13 protein-coding genes are annotated in these 18677 nt (G+C 64.7%); 8 read left to right on the plus strand and 5 right to left on the minus strand.

Features of this window, described 5'->3' with window-relative positions:
- Nucleotides 1–6: 6 nt before the first annotated feature.
- Genes H5V43_RS03180 through H5V43_RS03195 form a run of 4 tightly spaced genes read left to right on the plus strand, consistent with a single transcriptional unit; the run spans nucleotide 7 to nucleotide 3593 of the window.
- Entirely contained in the window at nucleotides 7–861 is an 855-nt protein-coding gene (locus tag H5V43_RS03180; protein ID WP_193666760.1) for an ABC transporter ATP-binding protein, read from the plus strand.
- Entirely contained in the window at nucleotides 861–1469 is a 609-nt protein-coding gene (locus H5V43_RS03185; RefSeq protein WP_099185868.1) for a nitroreductase family protein, read from the plus strand. Before H5V43_RS03180 ends, H5V43_RS03185 begins: the two co-directional genes overlap by 1 nt.
- Nucleotides 1466–2422, plus strand: coding sequence for an LLM class flavin-dependent oxidoreductase (locus tag H5V43_RS03190; RefSeq protein WP_193666761.1), 957 nt, complete (start codon nucleotides 1466–1468; stop codon nucleotides 2420–2422). Before H5V43_RS03185 ends, H5V43_RS03190 begins: the two co-directional genes overlap by 4 nt.
- Nucleotides 2423–2435: 13 nt before the next feature.
- Nucleotides 2436–3593, plus strand: coding sequence for an LLM class flavin-dependent oxidoreductase (locus H5V43_RS03195; protein ID WP_025549252.1), 1158 nt, complete (start codon nucleotides 2436–2438; stop codon nucleotides 3591–3593).
- 126 nt (nucleotides 3594–3719) lie between these two features.
- Here the strand turns inward: H5V43_RS03195 and H5V43_RS03200 are convergent, their stop codons facing one another.
- The 3 genes from H5V43_RS03200 to H5V43_RS03210 all read right to left on the minus strand — a co-directional run bounded on the left by H5V43_RS03200 (nucleotide 3720) and on the right by H5V43_RS03210 (nucleotide 8592).
- Nucleotides 3720–5984, minus strand: coding sequence for a TonB-dependent receptor (locus tag H5V43_RS03200; RefSeq protein WP_244968651.1), 2265 nt, complete (start codon nucleotides 5982–5984; stop codon nucleotides 3720–3722).
- Nucleotides 5985–6250: 266 nt separating this feature from the next.
- Nucleotides 6251–7639: a chromate efflux transporter gene (chrA, locus tag H5V43_RS03205; protein ID WP_025549250.1), complete on the minus strand. Its 1389-nt coding sequence runs from the start codon at nucleotides 7637–7639 to the stop codon at nucleotides 6251–6253.
- Nucleotides 7636–8592 carry a chromate resistance protein ChrB domain-containing protein gene (locus tag H5V43_RS03210; RefSeq protein ID WP_025549249.1) on the minus strand — a complete coding sequence of 319 codons (957 nt, stop codon included), beginning with the start codon at nucleotides 8590–8592 and terminating at the stop codon, nucleotides 7636–7638. The genes chrA and H5V43_RS03210 overlap by 4 nt, the downstream gene beginning before the upstream one ends.
- Before the next feature lie 46 nt (nucleotides 8593–8638).
- On the opposite strand from H5V43_RS03210, the gene H5V43_RS03215 reads away from it, so the two are divergent.
- Entirely contained in the window at nucleotides 8639–9988 is a 1350-nt protein-coding gene (locus tag H5V43_RS03215; RefSeq protein ID WP_025549247.1) for an alginate export family protein, read from the plus strand.
- 67 nt (nucleotides 9989–10055) lie between these two features.
- On the opposite strand, the gene H5V43_RS03220 is transcribed toward H5V43_RS03215, so the two are convergent.
- Together H5V43_RS03220 and H5V43_RS03225 are read right to left on the minus strand one after the other, a co-directional pair.
- A complete protein-coding gene (locus tag H5V43_RS03220) occupies nucleotides 10056–11300 on the minus strand; it encodes an MgtC/SapB family protein (RefSeq protein WP_025549246.1) in 1245 nt (414 codons plus the stop codon).
- A 3-nt stretch (nucleotides 11301–11303) separates the two neighbouring features.
- Complete coding sequence (locus tag H5V43_RS03225; protein ID WP_373278228.1) at nucleotides 11304–12305, minus strand: zinc-dependent alcohol dehydrogenase family protein; 1002 nt, start codon at nucleotides 12303–12305, stop codon at nucleotides 11304–11306.
- 44 nt (nucleotides 12306–12349) lie between these two features.
- On the opposite strand from H5V43_RS03225, the gene H5V43_RS03230 reads away from it, so the two are divergent.
- The 3 genes from H5V43_RS03230 (at nucleotide 12350) to H5V43_RS03240 (ending at nucleotide 18504) form a co-directional block, all read left to right on the plus strand.
- On the plus strand, nucleotides 12350–14647 hold the full coding sequence (locus H5V43_RS03230; RefSeq protein WP_397586857.1) for a copper-transporting P-type ATPase: 2298 nt from the start codon (nucleotides 12350–12352) through the stop codon (nucleotides 14645–14647).
- A 264-nt stretch (nucleotides 14648–14911) separates the two neighbouring features.
- Nucleotides 14912–17281, plus strand: a complete 2370-nt coding sequence (locus H5V43_RS03235) for a TonB-dependent receptor (RefSeq protein WP_025549243.1) — start codon at nucleotides 14912–14914, stop codon at nucleotides 17279–17281.
- Entirely contained in the window at nucleotides 17281–18504 is a 1224-nt protein-coding gene (locus tag H5V43_RS03240; RefSeq protein ID WP_025549242.1) for a dipeptidase, read from the plus strand. The genes H5V43_RS03235 and H5V43_RS03240 overlap by 1 nt, the downstream gene beginning before the upstream one ends.
- Nucleotides 18505–18677: the final 173 nt, after the last annotated feature.

Raw genomic sequence — 18677 nt, forward strand, 5'->3', positions numbered from 1 at the left:
AACGGCATGAACCCCCATCCCCATGCCCGCGAAGACCTTGCCCAAGCGGCCGCCAGCCGGGGCGCGCTGACCGTCAGCGGTCTCGACAAGAGCTTCGACATCGGCGGCAAGCCCCGCAAGATATTGGACGGCATCAACCTGAATGTCCGCCCCGGCGAGTTCGTCAGCATCGTCGGCGCGTCGGGCTGCGGCAAGTCGACGCTGCTGCGCCTGATTGCGGGCCTCGACACCGATTATAGCGGCGAACTGCGGCTGGACGGCGACCGCATCGCCACGACCAGCCTGGATCGCGGCATCGTGTTCCAGGACCACCGGCTGTTCCCCTGGATGACGCTGGAGCAGAATGTCGAACTGGCGCTGCTCAACACCGATACGCCGAAATCGCGCCGGGCGCAGATCGTGACGGATCATATCGCGCTGGTGAACCTGAAGGGTTTCGAAAAAGCCTATCCCCACCAGCTTTCCGGCGGCATGGCGCAGCGCGCCGCCATCGCCCGCGCCCTGGTGACGGAGCCCAAGCTGCTGCTGCTCGACGAGCCTCTGGGTGCACTCGATGCGCTGACCCGCGTCCATGTGCAGAATGAATTGCAGCGCATCTGGATGGCGCAGCGCTCGACCATGGTGATGGTGACGCATGATGTGGAAGAGGCGCTCTATCTGGGCGACCGGGTGATCGTGATGTCGCCCAATCCCGGCCGCATCCGCCGCATCGTGGAGGTCGACCTGCCCCATCCCCGCGACCGCCGCGCTCCGCTGCTGCATCGGCTGAAGGACGAGATATTGGCCGAACTCACTTCAGGCGCGGACGCCGCCGAAAGCGCCGACAATCTCGTCCATTTGCCCAGCCGGGAGGCGCGCTGATGAGCCGCGCCGCCGATCATCCCATCGATCCGCTCTTCACCGATCGCTGGTCACCGCGCAGCTTCACCGGAGAAGCGGTGCCGGATGCCGTGCTGCGCAGCGCCTTCGAAGCGGCTCGCTGGGCGCCCTCCGCGATGAACGCGCAGCCCTGGCGGTTCCTCGTCGCGCGACCGGGCGACCAATGGTGGGAGGCCTATCTCGCCTTCCTGATGCCGCGCAACCGCCTCTGGGCGGCGAAGGCGTCGGCGCTGGTGCTGATCCTGTCGGCGCGGGAACTGGAACGACGCGGCGAATGGGTCGCCAATGGCTCGCACAGTTTCGACGCGGGCGCGGCCTGGGCCAATTTCGCGCATCAGGCGCTGCTGCTGGGATGGCATACCCATGGCATTGGCGGCTTCGACCGGGAAGCGGCGCGGCAAGGGCTGAACATCCCGCAGGATTTCGCCATCGAAGCCGTCATCGCGCTCGGCCGCAAGGGCGATCTGGCAGGGCTGGACGCCGAATTCCATGGCGCCGAAGCCCCCAATGGCCGCCGCCCGCTCGATGAAACCGTCTTTGCCGGAACGCTCGAACAGCCGGCCTTTGTCAAGGAAAGGGACGTCGCATGACGCTCAACATCCACTGGCGGCTCGATCCCGCCGCCGATCCGCAACGTTCCGAGCCGGGCGCATGGCGACCCCTGCCTGCGCTGGCGCGGGACCGCCGGACGAGCACGCAGAACCGCTTCGACTATTATGTCCAGATTGCGCAGGCCGCCGCGCAGACGGCCTTTGACGGGCTGTTCGTGCGTCACCGCATTGCCGCCGACGAAAGCCGCATCATCGCCGCCATCGTCGCCCGTGCCGCGCCGCGCCTGAATGTCGTGCCAGAATTTCCCGCTTCGGTCGGATCGGCGGTCTATGCCGCCAAGCAGGCGACGACCTTCCAGCGTGCAACGCATGGCCGCCTCGCGTGGGCGATCGCGCCCGATGCCGAAGCGACCGATCGTCTGGCCGAAGCGGATTCCGTTAACGATGGCGACCTTTCGCAAAGGCTGGAGGAATTTCTGACCGTGGCGCGCGGCGTGCACGAGCAGCGCCCGTTCAGCTACAAGGGCGCGCATTTCGAGGTCGAGAATGGCGGCTTCGACGCGCCGCTCAACCGGGTGCCCTTTCCGCGCATCTACTTGCAAGGCGAGGGGGAGGCGGCGCTGGCGCTTTCCGCTCGCCATGCCGACGTCCATCTGTTCCAGCCTGCCTTTGCCGAGACGCTGGCCAATGATATTGCCCGGCTGAACGCGCTGGCGAAGGGACGCCCTGTCGAGGCCGGGCTGATCCAGCCGCTGCTGGTGCGCGAGGACAGGGAAAGTGCAGAGCGCGACGCGCAACGCCTGCCGCTCGCTCCCGGCACGCTGGTCGCCAGCTATGAGGAAGCTGCCGAACGGCTCGCGGGCTTCGCCGCAGCCGGGATCACGCAACTGGTGCTGGAGGCAGTTCCCTCGCTGGAGGAAGCCTATCGCATTGGCCAGCATCTTCTGCCTGGCCTGCGCGCCCTCACCGGCGTCGCGCAACAGGCCGCCTGAGGAGACCGTCCCCATGTCCATCGACTTTTACTGGCGCCTGCCGACCCATGGCTGCCACAACAGCATCCATACCAGCGGTTATGAGCGCGGCGACTGGTCGCCCCTCAGGCCTGGCAATATCGCCCCCGGCCTGGACCGCAACGGAAGCGCCGACGATTTCACCTATATCGACCATTTGGCCGCCATCGCGCAGGCGGCGGAGAGTGTCGGCTTTCAGGGCGGGCTGATCCCGTCCTTCCCCAATACCGACGACCCGTGGGTCATCTCCTCGCTGCTGGCGCGGGAGACGAAAAGCTTCCGCTTCATGATCGCCTTCCAGCCCGGCTTCGGCAATCCGGTCCACACGGCGCGCATGGCCGCCAGCCTGCAACGCGCGACTGGCGGGCGGCTGCTGTTCAACATCATTACCGGCGGCGGCGGCCCGGCCCAGCTCTGGTGGGGCGACAGCTTCGCCCATGACGACCGTTATGGCCGCACCAGCGAATTTCTCGACATCTTCAAGGGCGTCTGGGAGTCCTCCCACTTCTCCTATGACGGGCGTTTCTACCAGTTGCGCGACGGCGGGCTCGCGCCGGTCCTTCAGGGCGAGGAATTTCCGGAGATCTGGTTCTCCGGATCGTCCGACGCGGCGCTCCAGACCGCGGCGCGCCATGCGGACTATTATCTGTCCTGGCTGGAGCCGTTCGACCAGCTTGGCGACAAGTTCGCCCGCGTCAAGGAACGCACGGCGGCATTGGGCGGAGAGCAGAAATGCGCGGTGCGCGTCGATCTGGTCGCCCGCGCGACAGAGGAGGAAGCCTGGGCCGACATCGCCAAGGGCTTCGACAATGTGAGCGAGGAAACTCGCCAGCGCTGGCGCGGGCAGGCGACGGACTCCGTGGGCGCCGCCCGTCAGGCCGCGCTCCGCCCGACTGATGCGCGGCGCTATGACGAGCTGATCGTCGCGCCCAATCTCTGGGGCGGCTTCAATCTGCTGCGCGGCGGCCCCGCATTGGGGATCGTCGGCAGCTATGAGCAATGCGCGGCCCGTCTGGACGAGCTGATCGCGCGGGGAACCGACGCCTTCATCCTGGCGGGCACGCCGCATCTGGAGGAAGCCTATCGCGTGGGCGAGGAAGTGCTGCCGCTGCTTGGCCGCCAGGTTCCGGCCTTGCTGGCCGCTGCGGAATAGCCGATGGAATAGAGACACCGTGCTCCTGCCTTCGCAAGAGTTCGGGAAGCAAAAAGGGCGCCGGGAAATCCTCCCGGCGCCCTTTTCTTTTGACGAAAGGCCGGGGACCACCCGGCCTCTCTCCCATCAGAAGCGGAACAGCGCCGCCACGCCCGCCGTGCGCGGATCGGCCCAGGCAACCGTATCGCCGGTCACGCCCTGCGCCGCATTGGCGGCGGGCAGCGAGTGGTTCAGATAGCGGACGTCGAACAGATTGTTGACGAAGCCCGTCACGCTCAGCTTCTCGTCCGGCGTCGTGTAGGTGGCGCGGATATTGGTCAGCGTGTAGGGCTTCTGCGCCAGATAATAGCGGTTCACCGTGTCCTGCGGCGTCACATAATAATATTGCCGCGACTGGTAACGGGCATCCGCCGCCAGTTCCAGCGTGCCCAGCTCCGCCAGCGGGAAGCGATAGGAGCCGCCGACATTCAGCGTCACCTTGGGCGAACGGACGAAGCGCGCACCCGCCAGGCTGGTCGTGCTATTCTGAACGATGAAGCGCGTATATTCGGTGTCGAGCAGGCCCAGCGCCGCGTTGAACTTCAGCCCCTCGACCGGCGCCAGCGCCAGTTCGAACTCCGCGCCGTCGACCTTCGCCTTCGCCGCATTCTGGAGGTAGGAGACCGTCGCGCCGCCGACCGCGCCCGGATTGGGGCCGACGACATTCACCTGCACATCCTTATAGTCATAATGGAAGGCGGTGGCGTTGAAGGTCAGCAGCCCGTCGAACCAGCTCGACTTGTAACCGATCTCATAGGCGTCCAGTTTCTCCGGCCGCACCGCCGTCAATGCCACGGGCAGGGTCGCGGCGGTATTGAAGCCGCCCGACTTCACCCCATGCGAGAATTTCGCGTAGACCAGATTGTCGCGGTCGATGTTCCAGGAGGGTGTCACATCATAGGTGAAGGCGTCCCATGTGCGCTTGAGATCATTGCTGAAGGTGCCCGCGCCGCCGATGCTGCCGGTATAGCTGTTCCACCATTGGGCATAGTTGCTCCAGGTGAAGACCGCGCCCGGCGTCGTCGCGGCTGGGGATGCCCGGCGGTCGAAGTCCAGCGTCTTCGTCTCCCGCGTCCAGCGCCCGCCCAGCGTCAGCTTGAGCGCGTCGGTGAAGCGGAAGGTCGTGCTGCCGAACACCGCGCCGCTTTCGGCCTTGTGCCGATAGGCCGTGTTGCTGAAGGCGAGGGCAGGGCCCGTGGGCGTGATCGCCTGAGCGGGCACCGCGCCCTGCGGCAGCGTGGCGGAGAAGGCGTTCGACCGGATCTTCTCGTTGAAATAGAAGGCGCCGACGATCCAGCTTAGCCGGTCCTCGCCGGAGGAAGCCAGCCGCAATTCCTGCGTCCACTGGCTGGAGCGCGCCTGGGTATAGCTGCGCGAGATTTCCAGCGGCGTATAGTCGGTGTCGCCCGCGCCGCGCGTGGTGAACCGCTCATAGCCCGCGATCCAGGTCAGCGCCGCGTTGCCCAGGTCCCAGTCGACATGCAGCGACCCGCCGAACTGCTTGTTGCGGCTATATTCGGGCGCGTTGGTGCTGATGTCGTTGATGTCGGTCGACGGCGCATAGCCGTTGCGGACCACGCCGCTGGGAAGGTAGCTGGCCGTCGTCCAATAGGTGCCGTTGGTGTCGTAATCGCGATAATGGACGCTGAGCAGCGCCTGCAGATTGTCGGTCGGCTTGGCCAACAACTGGCCGCGGATCACATTGTCCTTGATCTCGTTCGACTTGTTGCCGGTATAGAGATTGTCGAACCGCCCGCCGCGATCGTCGAAGCGGAAGGACACGCGCGCCGCCAGCTTGTCGTCGACCAAAGTCGTGCCGATGCCGCCTTCCGCGATCTTGTTGTCGAAGCTGCCATATTCCAGCTTCACATAATTGTCGTCCTGGCCGTTCAGCGAGGGACGCTTGGAGATGATGTTGACCGCGCCCCCGGTGGTGTTCTTGCCCCAGAGCGTGCCCTGCGGGCCGCGCAGCACTTCCACCCGCTCCAGGTCGAACAGCGGCAGGCCGGTGGCGCTGCTGTTGCTGATATAGACATCGTCCAGATAGAAGCCGACCGGATTGGCGAGATCGAGCTGCTGCTGGCCCGCGCCGACGCCGCGAATCCACCAGCGCGGGCGGCCATGCTGCTGCGTGCCGGCGGAGGCGTTGGGAACATAGTTCAGCACCTCATTGGCCGACCGGCCGAGGCCGCCGACGCTGAACAGATCCTTGTCGAAGGCGGTGACGGCCACCGGGACGTCCTGCAACCGTTCCTCGCGGCGCTGGGCGGTGACGACGATGCCTGCTCCGGCGTCCGCATCCGCCACTTCGGCCGGGACGGCGGGCGTTTCTTCGGCATGGGCGCCGGTCACATATGCCGCTGCAAGCAAGGCCAGGGCACTTGCGCCAAGGGCATGGCGGAACCGTGGTGAAAGACTGATTGTGGACAAGGAGATTCCCCCATTGGTTGAAACATGTCCGCATTGCGCGGATCGGACGGGGGGACCGAAGCAAAGCCTATGCCACTTTCATAAGGCAATGAATTTAAATGAGATTATTTCTTACTCGTTCAATGGATGGTTGAAATCGCGCAGCGGAACAGGCCATGCTGCTATCTCCGCAACAGCATGGCCGGTGCTCAGACGAGAAGGATATAGGCGGCCCCTATGCCCGCGCAGGCGCCCAGGACGGGCAGCACGCCGATCTTGAACCGGAACACCGCAATCACCGCGCCCGCCGACAGCAGCACGGCGGGAATATTGAAGCTGGACAGCACGGGCAGGTCGATCCCGCCAATCCGCTGGACCTGCCGGAAGAGCGTATGAATGGCGAACCAGATGGCGAGGTTCAGGATTACGCCCACTACGGCCGCCGTGATCGCCGTCAGCGCCGCCGACAGCGCCGGGTTGCCGCGCAGACGTTCGATGAAGGGCGCGCCGGCGAAGATCCACAGGAAGCAGGGAACGAACGTCACCCAGGTGGTGAGGATCGCGCCCAGCGTCGCGGCAACCAGCGGGTGCAGCATGCCGGAGTCCCGAAACGCTGCCAGGAAACCCACGAACTGCGTCACCATGATCAGCGGCCCCGGCGTCGTTTCCGCCATGCCCAGCCCGTCCAGCATTTCGCCGGGTTGGAGCCAGCCGAAGGTGCCCACCGCCTCCTGCGCGACATAGGCGAGCACGGCATAGGCGCCGCCGAAGGTGACGACCGCCATCTGGCTGAAGAAACTGGCGATATGGGTGAATATATTATCCGGCCCCAGCGTCAGGAACAGGGCCAGCACCGGCCCCAGCCACAGCAGCAGAAACAGCGCCGAGATACGCAGCGACCAGCCGAGATGGGGGCGGGCGTGGTCGGGCAATTGCTCGCCCAGCGCCGTGTCGCGATCATGGATGACATGGCCGCCCGCCGGCCCATGACCGCCCCCGCCCTGAAACACCGCCAGACCGCTGCGTCCTCCGATGAAGCCGATGAGGCCCGCCGCCAGCACGATCAGCGGGAACGGCGCGCCCAGAAAGAAGATCGCCACGAACGCCGCGGCGGCGATCCCGCGCATCGCATCATTCTTCAATGCCCGCGATCCGACCCGGACCACCGCCTGCATCACGATGGCCAGCACCGCCGCCTTCAGGCCGAAGAACAGCCCTTCGATGATCGGCACATGGCCCAGCAACACATAGATGTAACTAAGGCCCAATATGGCGAGAAAACCCGGCAGCACGAACAATATGCCCGCGATCATCCCGCCCTTCGTCTTATGCAGGAGCCAGCCGATATAGATGGCGAGCTGCTGCGCCTCCGGCCCCGGAAGCAACATGCAATAGTTGAGCGCATGGAGGAACCGCTCTTCCCCGATCCAGCGCTTTTCCTCGACCAATAGCCGGTGCATCACGGCGATCTGTCCCGCCGGTCCGCCAAAGCTGAGCGCCGCGATCCGCGCCCACAGGCGCGTCGCTTCGCCCAAGGAAATGCCGTGATGCCCGTCGTAAGACGGGACCGCAGGGGTGGAGGATGCGCTTGCCGTCATCGATCCGTCCTTCTGTTGCTGAAAAAGGCATGGAACTGGTTGAGCGCATCGCTCGCCATGGCGATGCGCTGGAGGTCGTCGTCGGTGGAGGCGCAGACGCCGGACAATATGGCGCCCAGGCCCGGGGTTTCGGGGCGTGCGAACCTGCCGTCCGCGATGTCGAGGTCATGGATGATCTCACCGATTGCGACCAGGGCCGGGTCGTCCAGAAGGCCTGCGCGCAGCAGCAAGGTTTCGAAGCTGCACCGGTCGCCTTCATGGGTGAATTCGGCGTCGGCCATGTCGAAGCGCAATTCACCCTCCGCCGGATCGTAACGGCGGCTGTCGACGAATTTGAAGCGAGCCTCCGGGTCGATGAAGCGGCGGATCAGCCATGCGCAGGCGATGCGATCGACATGGACGCCGCTGCGCGTCACCCAGATCCGGTTGGTAAGATCGGTCGCTTCGGTTGCGGCGGCCGGATCGGTGCGGCTGACGTCCGGATGCTGGTAGCGTTGCCGATCCAGTTCCGCGAGCGCAGCTTCGGCCTGCTGCCGCCCCGGCGCGCCGAAGAAGTCGAGCCGCCCGACATCCTCCAGCCGCTTCTGCAGCCGGGCGATGTCCGTTCCGCTGGCGGGCCCTGTTTCCAGCAGGCGGCGGGCGGCCTGGGCGATCTCCTCATAATCCGTGCGCCGCGCTGCATCGAACAGGGCTCGGACGTCGCCGTCTGACAGGCCGGCCAGTAATCGCGCTTCGATCAGCGTCGCTTCGCCGCCATTGTCGACGATCTCCGCCATAAGGCTGTTGAAGGCGGCGGCGCTTTCCCCCGAACAAGGAAGCACATGGACTGCATTTTTGAGCGGCACCGCGCCCATGGCTTGCAGGCGGCGCCAGATCTTCACCCGCAGATAAGGCGGCTTGGCGGGAAGTTGATGCAGCAATGCGAGCCATGGGGTGGCGTCGGTCATGGTCATGATGCATATGTATCAATGAAGATGATTCGAAGAAACAGGAATATCAATGATCCGGATTTCTCCCTTGGCGATGGCAAGCGCGGCGGCAATCGCCTTCGTCGGAGCGCGGCCTGCTCATGCGCAGGATGACGGTCTTGCCTTAAGCGGCAGCGTGCGCCTGCGGGTCGAGGAGATTGAGGGGCAGGCCCGCGCAGGGTTCGACCGCAAGGACAGCCTGTTCAACATCCGCACGCAGCTCATGGCCGAATACCGTTCGGGCGCGTTCAGGGCCGGGGCGGAGCTGTTTGACAGCAGGGCCTATGGCGCCGACGCGGGCACGCCAATCTCCACCAATGAAATCAATGCGATGGAGCTCGTTCAGGCCTATGTCGCGGGGGACATCGATGAACCGCTGGGCAAGGGCAGCAAGCTTGGCCTGATGGCCGGGCGATTCATGTTGAACCTGGGTTCCCGCCGGCTCGTCGCTGCGGACGATTATCGCAACACCACCAATGGCTATACCGGCCTGCGGGCCGACCTGACCGCGCCGCGCGGGGTGAAGGCGGTCTTCATCTATACCCTGCCGCAGCAGCGGCGGCCGGACGATGCGGAGGGTGTCCGCAACAAGCGGGTGAGGTTCGATCATGAGGGCTTCGATCTGGTGCTGTGGGGCGGCATCGTCAGCAAGGCCAAGGCGATCGGCCCGGCCATGGCGGAACTCACCTATTTCCACCTGGGCGAACGGGACGAACCGGGGCGGCCGACGCGGGACAGGTCGCTCGACACATTCGGTGGACGCATCATCAGCGAACCGGAAACGGGACGGTTCGACTATGAGGTCGAGGCCTTTTACCAGACGGGCAGCGTCAGCGCGTCTCTCGCGCCCGGCGCGGCCCGCCAGTCCGTCGCCGCCAGCTTCCTGCACGTCGATGCCGGTTACAGCTTCAGCGGACCCTGGAAGCCCCGCCTGTCGCTGGAATTCGACCGGGCGAGCGGAGACGGGCGGGGAGAGCGCCAGGGCCGCTTCGACACGCTGTTCGGCATGCGCCGGGCGGACCTTGCCCCGGCGGGACTGTACAATGCCCTGGCGCGGACCAATATCGTGACGCCCGGCATCAGGCTGGAGGCGACACCCGACAAGCGGTGGGACTGGTTCGCGACCTATCGCGCCTTGTGGCTGGCGTCGCGGACGGATGCCTTTTCCTCCACGGGGGTGCGGGACGCCAGCGGTCGGTCGGGCAGCTTCGCGGGCCATCAGGTGGAAGGGCGGGTCCGCTACTGGATCGTTCCGTCGCGGCTGCGGTTCGAATTCGACGGGCTGCTGCTGGCCAAGGGGCGGTTCCTGCGGGACGCGCCCAATGCGACGGCAGGGAAGTGGACGCGCTATACCTCCTTCAACCTGACCGCAAGTTTTTAGGCTCCGGCCTTTGGCGGCATGTGCTGAAGCATGCTTTGCCTCCATTCCCGCGGACTGGTTGCATCTTTTAAAGGATTACCCGCCCGGTCAGGCTGACCGCGGCCGCCACCAGCGCGGCGAAGAGTGGCAGGGCCGCCCTGACGCCGCCATGGCCCCAGCCGATGACCATGGTCATCATTGCCTTGGCAAGGGTGTTGGCAAGGACGGCACTGCCCAGGATCAGCCCTGCGACATGATCGTCGAGCAGGTCGGGTGGCAGCCCGGCCATGGTCATGACCGCCGCGTCGACGTCCGATATGCCGGTCAGCGTCAGCACGACCGCCATGCCCTGCTGTCCGAAACGCACCAGCGCCCACCGGGCTGCGAGCGACAATCCCGCCACCAGCGCCGCCAGCATCAGCGCCGGCCCGAAGCCGAGCGGGTTGGAAAGCCCCATGCCGTTTCCCGTCCCGCCATGCCGACGCCAGGCCACCAGCGCGAAAGCCACGGCGACAAGCGTTGCGGGCGCCATGGTCAGGGCCAGCGTGGGCAGCGCGCGCGGAATGAGGACGAGTGCCACCAGTTGGACGCGCACGAACATGACGATGGACGCCACCGCTATGCCGGCCGACAACAGGGACCGCGCGCCCGGCTCATCGCGCAGCCGGCGAGCATAGTCGGCGGTCACCGCCGTGGAGGAGATGATGGCCCCCGTCAGCGCCACCAGCAATATGCCCCGGTCTTGGCCGAAGCGGCGCGACACCGCATAGCCCGCGAAGGACAGGCCCATCACGAACACGACGACCATCCAGATGTTCCGGGGGTTCCAGGCGTCATAGGGGCCATAGGCGGCATCGGGCAGCAGCGGCAGGATGATGAGCGCGACCAGCAGGAAGCGCGAGACGCTTTCTATCTCGCTCTCGTCCATGCCGCGCAGCATGGCGTGCATCGATTGCCTAGCGCTCAATATCGCGAAGGTCGCCGCGCCAATGGCCAAACCCAGCGCAGGCGCGATCCGCGTGGCGCAGAAACTTGCGCCGAAGGTCAGCAGCCCGGCGAGCGTTGTGGTGGCAGACAGATGCTCCTGATCGGCGCTGCGCGAATAGCCGATGGTCAATATGGCCGCGACTCCCATGCCCAGCGTGGCCGCGACGATGTCGGGCGCCAATCCTCCCATTCCGCCCAGCAGGCCGATCAGGCCGAAGGTCCGAAATCCCGCTACCCGGCGGCCCTTGCCGAGTTCCCGCTGGGTCCAGCCGCGCTCAAGCCCCACCAGCAATCCGATGGCGATGGAGGCGATCATCGCCAGATAGGGCTGGCCGATGTCGGGCATGCGTCAGGCGATCCGGGGTGGAACGATCACCGCCGCGCCTTTCACCCTGCCGGTCCGCAGGCGGTGGAGCGCTTCGCCCGCATCGTCCAGCGGAAAGCTTTCCGTCACGATGCGCAGGTCGGTCCGGCCTGCCATTTCGAAGAAGGAGATGCCGTCCTCCCGCGTCAGATTGGCGACGGAGAGCAGCATCCTCTCTTCCCACAGATCCGCATAGGGGAAGGCGGGGATGTCGCTCATATGGATGCCCGCGCACACCACCCTGCCGCCCTTGCGAACGGCCCGCAGTGCGAGAGGCACCAGATCGCCCACGGGTGCGAAGATCAGGGCGGCGTCAAGGGGCGCCGGCGGAACCTGCGACGAGCCGCCTGCCCAGGCGCAGCCAAGCGATCGCGCGAAAGCCTGTCCTTCCTCATCGCCATCCCGGGTGAAGGCGTGGACGGTGCGTCCTTGCGCCTGCGCGACCTGCGCCAGGATATGCGCCGCCGCGCCGAAGCCATAGAGCCCGATGGTCGGCGCATCGCCCGCAAGCCGCAACGCGCGCCAGCCGATCAAGCCGGCGCAGAGCAGTGGGGCAGCCTCCACATCGGAAAAGCGGTCCGGCAGGACGAAGCAGTAGCGGGCATCCGCGATCGCATGGGTGGCATAGCCGCCATCCCGGGTCGCCCCGGTGAACAGGGGCGCGTCGCAGAGATTTTCCCGGTCCGTCCGGCAATAGGCGCATTGGCCGCATGTATGCCCCAGCCAGGGAATGCCCACCCGCTGGCCAGGGGCGAAGCCGTCCACCTGCGGCCCGACGACGGCGACGCGGCCGACGATCTCATGTCCCGCTATGATCGGATAATGGGCCGGGATCTCGCCGTCCAGCACATGCAGGTCGGTCCGGCACACGCCGCAGGCGGTGACTTCGACCAGCAGTTCCCCAATATCCGGTTCGGGCACGGCGCGGGTGATTTTACGCAGCGGTCGGCCTGGGGCATCGATCTGCATCGCGACCATCTGTTGCATGGAAAGCCTCCCTTGCGCCTTCTTCGTCACCCATAGATCATATCATGACCGAAGGAGTCCGTAGTTATCCTGATGGACGCGCAGACGCCGCCCGTCGAGATTTCTGCCGATCCAGCCATGGCGTCTACAGTCGTGGGCCGCGGCATCGTCGCGCAAGGTCGAGGGAACGGGATCTGATGTCTGCTGTCGAACCGGATCGGAAGAACATCGTGCCGCAAACGGACGCGCAGGCCATCGTCTGGACCTGTCCCATGCATCCGGAAGTGCGGCGGGACCATCCCGGAGCCTGCCCGCTCTGCGGCATGGCGCTGGAGCCTGAGGTTCCCGTTGCCCAGGCAGGCGACGGCGCCGAACTGACCGACATGACCCGCCGTTTCCGCATCAGCCTGCTGCTGGCCATTCCGGTGTTCGTGCTTGAAATGGGCGGGCACCTCTTTCCGCCGCTCCATCACCTGGTTTCCGACCGCCTTTCCATCTGGTTGCAGCTCCTGCTTGCCACGCCGGTGGTGCTGTGGGGCGGCCGGCCCTTTTTCGAAAAGGGATGGCGGTCGCTGCGGACGCGCAAGCTCAACATGTTCACGCTGATCGCGATGGGCACTGGCGTGGCATGGGTCTATAGCATGGTGGGGGCGCTGGCGCCGGGCCTGTTTCCCGAAGCCTTCCGGGAAAAGGGGACCGTTCCGGTCTATTTCGAAGCGGCAGCGGTGATCACCGTGCTGGTGCTGCTTGGCCAATGCCTGGAATTGCGGGCGCGGGAGCGTACTTCCGGTGCGATCAGGGCGCTGCTCGACCTGGCGCCGAAGACAGCCAGGCGTCTGCGCAAGGACGGCAGCGACGAGGAGATGGCGGTGGATCGGGTCACGCCCGGCGACCGGCTGCGCATCCGCCCTGGTGAGAAGGTGCCGGTCGACGCCCTGGTCGAGGAAGGCAGTTCCGCCATCGATGAATCCATGGTGACCGGCGAATCCATGCCCGTCACCAAGACTGCCGGTGATCATGTGATCGGCGGCACGCTCAACCGCAGCGGCCAGCTTGTCGTCCGGGCGGAGAAGGTCGGTCGGGACACCATGCTCGCCCGCATCGTGCGGATGGTCGCGGATGCACAGCGATCCCGCGCGCCGATCCAGCGCCTGGCGGACCAGGTGGCAGGATGGTTCGTCCCTGCCGTGCTGTTGATCGCTGCGGTCGCCTTTGTCGCCTGGGCGATATGGGGGCCGGAGCCGCGCTTCGCCCATGGCCTGATCGTCGCGGTGGCCGTGCTGATCATCGCCTGCCCCTGCGCCCTTGGACTGGCCACGCCCATGTCGATCATGGTGGGCATCGGTCGCGGCGCGGGGCTTGGCGTGCTGATCAAGAATGCCGAAGCGTTGGAACGGATGGAAAAGGTCGACATGCTGGTCGTCGACAAGACCGGCACACTTACGGAGGGAAAGCCGTCGCTCACCGGCGTCGTCGCAGCTCCGGGCTTTGAAGAGGATGCGTTGCTTCGGCTCGCCGCCGGGGTGGAGCGGGCGTCCGAGCACCCCCTGGCGCAGGCGATCGTCATTGCCGCAGAGGCGCGGGGATTGGCGCCGCCGCAGGTGGAACAGTTCGATTCCCCCACGGGCAAGGGGGCGGTCGGCATGGTCGAGGGCAAGCGGATATTGCTCGGCAATGCCCGCTTCCTCGAAGAATATGGCGTTCCGGCGGAAGCATTGGCCGGGCAGGCCGATGCCCTGCGCCATGACGGCGCGACCGCCATTTTCATCGGCGTCGACGGGACCGTCGCGGGCATCTTCGCGATTGCCGATGCGGTGAAGCGGACGACGGAGGAGGCGCTGGCTGCGCTGCGGGGGAAGGGCGTCGCCGTCGTGATGCTGACCGGCGATAATCGCACCACGGCGCAGGCGGTCGCCCGGCGGCTGGGGATCGACCAGGTGGAGGCAGAGGTTCTGCCGGACCAGAAAAGCGCCGTGGTCGCCCGGCTCAGGAGCGAGGGCCATGTCGTCGCGATGGCGGGGGACGGCGTGAACGATGCTCCGGCACTGGCGGCCGCCGATGTCGGGATCGCCATGGGGTCGGGCACCGATGTGGCGATCGAAAGCGCCGGAGTGACGCTGCTTCGGGGCGACCTTACCGGCATAGTCCGCGCACGGGCGCTCAGTCAGGCGACCATGTCGAACATCCGCCAGAACCTGTTCTTCGCTTTCATCTACAACGCCGCTGGCGTGCCGATTGCCGCAGGTCTGCTCTATCCTCTGTTCGGCATCCTGCTGTCCCCCGTGATCGCGGCTGCGGCTATGGCTCTGTCGTCGGTCAGCGTCGTCGGCAAAACGCTGCGCCTGAACGGGGTGAGGCTCTAGAAGGGGCTGGACGCATTCTTCCCGCGTAAGGCGGGATGCGACGGACAGCGGCGCATGAAAATTCGTTGCGGAATGAGAATTACTCATTTGTCCCTGGCGGATTTTCACCATCATTTCGTTTCACAAGAAAACTGAGAAATCGGCTGGGCGCAGCGATGCGTCCGGCCTGTCCGTCATGTGGAGAGATGTCGCACTGCGCCCTGTGGCGCGGTGCATGCCTGATCGGCCCATAACTGCCCGAAAAGGGCCGAAAGGGAGCCATTTATGCAAAAGTTCTTGTCCGTCCGTCGTGCCGCATTGCTGCTTTCCTGTTGTGTCGGTCTTGTCTCACCCCATGCCTGGGCGCAGGAGCCCGATGCGGAAGACGATGCCGGCACAATCACCGTCACCGGCCGCCGCATTTCCCAGTCATCGGAAGCGATCGGTGAGGATAAGGTGAGCAATGTGGTGGCGGTCACACGTGAGGCCTTGCTGTCGGCGCCCTCCGGTATTTCGGGCCTGAAGATGCTTGAGCAACTGCCCGGCTTCAACGTGCAGACCGACGGCGCTCTCGGCCTCTACGAGTTCGGCAACAGCGTCCAGACCCGTGCCTTCAACCTCGATCAGATCGGTTTCGTGGTGGACGGCATTCCCACGGGACGCAGCGACGCCTTCGGCGGCAGCCCGGTTTTCCGCTATGTCGACAATGAGAATCTGGGCGTTGTGGAAGCCGCCATCGGCGCAGGCGACGTCGGCTTGCCCAGCTATTCGACATTGGGCCCTGTCGTCCAATATAACAGCATCGCGCCGCAGGACGAGATGGGCCTGTTCGTTTCCCAAAGCTTCGGTGACTTCGACATGAAGCGCACCTTCATCCGCGCGAGCACTGGACGGGTGGGACCGTTCAAGGCCTATGTCAGCCGCACGAAGCTGGACAGCGACCTGTGGCGCGGCCCCGGATCGGTCGACCGCGAACATTGGGAGGCGCAGGTCCATGCCGACCTCGGCGGCGATAGCTGGGCGCGGTTCAAATTCGTGTCGAACGACTTCTTCGACTATGACTCGCCTACCATTTCGCGGGGCCAATATAATTGCACTGTGAAGAGCGTGGTCGGCGCCTGCGGTCGTGACTTCGCCTATATCGAAAATGTGCCCAATACGACCCCCGGCTTTGCGCCGACAGTGCCGGGTGTCTATTACTCCAACTCCAACTATGCCCAAGTTTACAACCTTGCCATCAATGTGCGTAAGGACAAGCTTTATGGCGCTACTTTCCATGCCGGTATTGCAGAAGGCGTCTGGGCGGAATCGACGCTCTATTGGGAAGACAAGGGCGGCTATGGCGTGTCGCCCGATACCTATGCCAATTCGCTTAGCCGCTATAATGGTCAGGCCGCCGTCGGCCTGCCTGTGGTAGCTCCGCGGGGCGTCGAGTTCGGCCGTTCAGGCGTAGGCGGCGACCGCTACGGCATCACGTCCAAGCTGCATTGGGAAATGGGGGTCAACACGATCGAGGCTGGCGTCTGGGCAGAGACCGATAAATATCATCGCACCCAAGCCCGTTATAATACGGTCAACGGTGCTCCCGACGGTGCGCCTCTGCTGAACGAACTGGTCTATCTGCGCCGTGACTATCGGTCGCAGCGCGATACGCTACAGGTCTTCCTGAAGGATACGCTCAAGCTGGCAGATGAGGCGCTGGTGCTCGACTTGGGCTTCAAGGGGCTGATGCTTGACTATAGCTACCGTGGCTATCGCGATTTCGACGATTATTATCGCACCGTCAGTGGGCGTTTCGTCCCAGGCTATGGCGTCAGCTACAACAATGCCCATTACAAGGATATGTTCCTGCCGATGGCCGGTGTGCTCTATAAGCTGGATGGGCGCACGCAGCTCTTCGCATCCTACGCGGAAAACATGGCCCTGCCCAAGGGAATGGACGATATTTATTCCGTCATCCGCCCGCTTGGGGCCCTGATCCCGCAGCCCGCTCCGGAACGTTCGACCAACATGGAATTCGGCATCCGCACTAATCAGGGCCAGCTTTACGCCTCGCTTGCGGGCTTCTACACGAAGTTCAAGAACCGCATTCAATCGATCACCACGATCCTGCCGGGCAGCGGCGGTGCGGCCACAGAAACCTTCTTCCAGAATGTTGGCCGCGTTCGTGCATATGGCCTGGAGTTCAGTGGCACCTACAAGCCCGCTTTCCTTGATGGTCTTGCCTATGGGAATCTCAACGTCACCTACAACAATGCCAAGTTCAAGGATGACATTCCGGCTGCCACGCCAATCCTGATCGCTGATAAATATATCCCCGACAGCGCAAAATGGATCGTCAGCGGCGGCGTGACGGTTGAGCCGGCAAGCTGGTTGGTCGCCAACATATCCGGCAAATATACCTCTCGTCGCTGGTCGACATTTACCAATGCGGCCGGATCTAGCATACCGGGCTTCACCGTATTCAACGCCTATGTCGACATCGGCGACGGCTGGAGCTTCGGCCCGCTCAAGAGCATCAAGGCACGGCTCAACGTCGATAATATCTTCGATAAAGACAGATTGTCCTTTATCTCCTCTTCCGTGACGGGCGACGGTTTCTTCCGGCCATTGTCCCCACGCACCTTCCAGTTCACCATTTCGGGCGAGATTTGATGCGGAAAAGGATGATGGCGGGGGCGGCGCTGGTGGCGCTGCTCCCCATTGCGGTGCAGGCGCAGGAGGTGCCGAAGAAGGTCTATCAGCTTCACCAGAAAATGCTGACGCTCGACAGTCATCTCGATACGCCTGCCTCGCTCGACCTGCCGGGCTGGTCGATCGAGGAGGAGCATGGGGTTCATAGCGACTATACCCAGGTCGACCTGCCGCGCATGAAGAAGGGCGGCCTCGACGGCGGTTTCTGGGCGATCTACACGCCGCAGGGGCCGTTGACGGAGGAAGGGTTCCGCAAATCGCGCGACTTCGCGCTGCTGCGCGGGGTCTCGATCCGCGAGATGGTCGCGGCGGACCCAGCGAATTTCACGCTGGCGCTGGAGGCCAAGGATGCCGCGCCTATTGCGGCGTCCGGCAAGCGGGTCGTCTTCATGTCCATCGAAAACGCCTACCCGCTGGGCGAGGACGTGTCGCTGCTCAAGACCTTCTACGACATGGGCGTTCGCGTGTCGGGCTTCGCTCATTTCGCGCATAACCAGTTCGCGGACAGTTCGACCGATCCGTCGAAGAAGCCGCGCTATGGCGGCCTCAGCCCGCTGGGCAAGGAACTGCTGAAGGAGATGAACCGCCTCGGCATCGTCCCGGATGCGTCGCACAGCAGCGATCAGGTGCTGGACGATCTGCTGGCGCTTTCCACCTCGCCGGTGCTGCTGACCCATTCCGGGTGCAAGGCGATTTACGACCATCCGCGCAACATCGACGATGAACATCTGAAGGCGCTGGCCGCAAAGGGCGGGGTGATCCAGATGAACGCCTATGGCGCCTATCTGCGCGCATCCAAGCCCAACCCGCAGCGGCAGGAAGCGCTGAAGGCGCTGTTCGGCCAGTTGCGCGAGGATGCCAAGCTGTCGCCCGAAAAGCGCGCCGAACTGCTGGCGAAGCGGCAGGAGATCGACCGGCTCTATCCGGAGACGGACCGGGCGACCTTCGACGATTTCATGGCGCACATGCTCCATGCGTTGAAGGTGGTGGGGCCGGACCATGTCGGCATCGGGTTGGACTGGGATGGCGGCGGCGGCGTCGTCGGGCTGGAGGATGTGGTCGACCTGCCCCGGATCACCGCCGCCCTGCTCAAGGCGGGCTATAGCGAGGCGGACGTCCAGAAGATCTGGTCCGGCAATGTCCTGAGGGTGCTCGCCGCGGCCGAAGCAGTCAAGGCGCCCTAGAGCCAATGGACATTCAGAAGATGACGAGCCGAGCCGAAGGCCACCGAAGGTAAAATGGTGGTTTTCCGTGACCCGGAGCGCCGCCTACTCAAAGTAGGTGAGCACCGGAAGCAGGGAAAAGCGTCATTTGCAGGCCGTCAGGGCTGAATGTCGATTGGCTCTAAGGCATTGCC

This window comes from Sphingobium fuliginis (assembly GCF_015074805.1).
Lineage (GTDB): Bacteria > Pseudomonadota > Alphaproteobacteria > Sphingomonadales > Sphingomonadaceae > Sphingobium > Sphingobium fuliginis.

What these genes read in the sequence shown, in the direction of transcription:
- H5V43_RS03215 (WP_025549247.1), top strand. Translation starts at nt 8,639, where the DNA reads ATGATCCGGATTTCTCCCTTGGCGATGGCAAGCGCGGCGGCAATCGCC.
- H5V43_RS03180 (WP_193666760.1), top strand. Translation starts at nt 7, where the DNA reads ATGAACCCCCATCCCCATGCCCGCGAAGACCTTGCCCAAGCGGCCGCC.
- H5V43_RS03195 (WP_025549252.1), top strand. Translation starts at nt 2,436, where the DNA reads ATGTCCATCGACTTTTACTGGCGCCTGCCGACCCATGGCTGCCACAAC.
- H5V43_RS03190 (WP_193666761.1), top strand. Translation starts at nt 1,466, where the DNA reads ATGACGCTCAACATCCACTGGCGGCTCGATCCCGCCGCCGATCCGCAA.
- H5V43_RS03225 (WP_373278228.1), bottom strand. Translation starts at nt 12,305, where the DNA reads ATGCAACAGATGGTCGCGATGCAGATCGATGCCCCAGGCCGACCGCTG.
- H5V43_RS03185 (WP_099185868.1), top strand. Translation starts at nt 861, where the DNA reads ATGAGCCGCGCCGCCGATCATCCCATCGATCCGCTCTTCACCGATCGC.
- chrA (WP_025549250.1), bottom strand. Translation starts at nt 7,639, where the DNA reads ATGACGGCAAGCGCATCCTCCACCCCTGCGGTCCCGTCTTACGACGGG.
- H5V43_RS03235 (WP_025549243.1), top strand. Translation starts at nt 14,912, where the DNA reads ATGCAAAAGTTCTTGTCCGTCCGTCGTGCCGCATTGCTGCTTTCCTGT.
- H5V43_RS03220 (WP_025549246.1), bottom strand. Translation starts at nt 11,300, where the DNA reads ATGCCCGACATCGGCCAGCCCTATCTGGCGATGATCGCCTCCATCGCC.
- H5V43_RS03230 (WP_397586857.1), top strand. Translation starts at nt 12,350, where the DNA reads ATGACCGAAGGAGTCCGTAGTTATCCTGATGGACGCGCAGACGCCGCC.
- H5V43_RS03240 (WP_025549242.1), top strand. Translation starts at nt 17,281, where the DNA reads ATGCGGAAAAGGATGATGGCGGGGGCGGCGCTGGTGGCGCTGCTCCCC.
- H5V43_RS03210 (WP_025549249.1), bottom strand. Translation starts at nt 8,592, where the DNA reads ATGACCATGACCGACGCCACCCCATGGCTCGCATTGCTGCATCAACTT.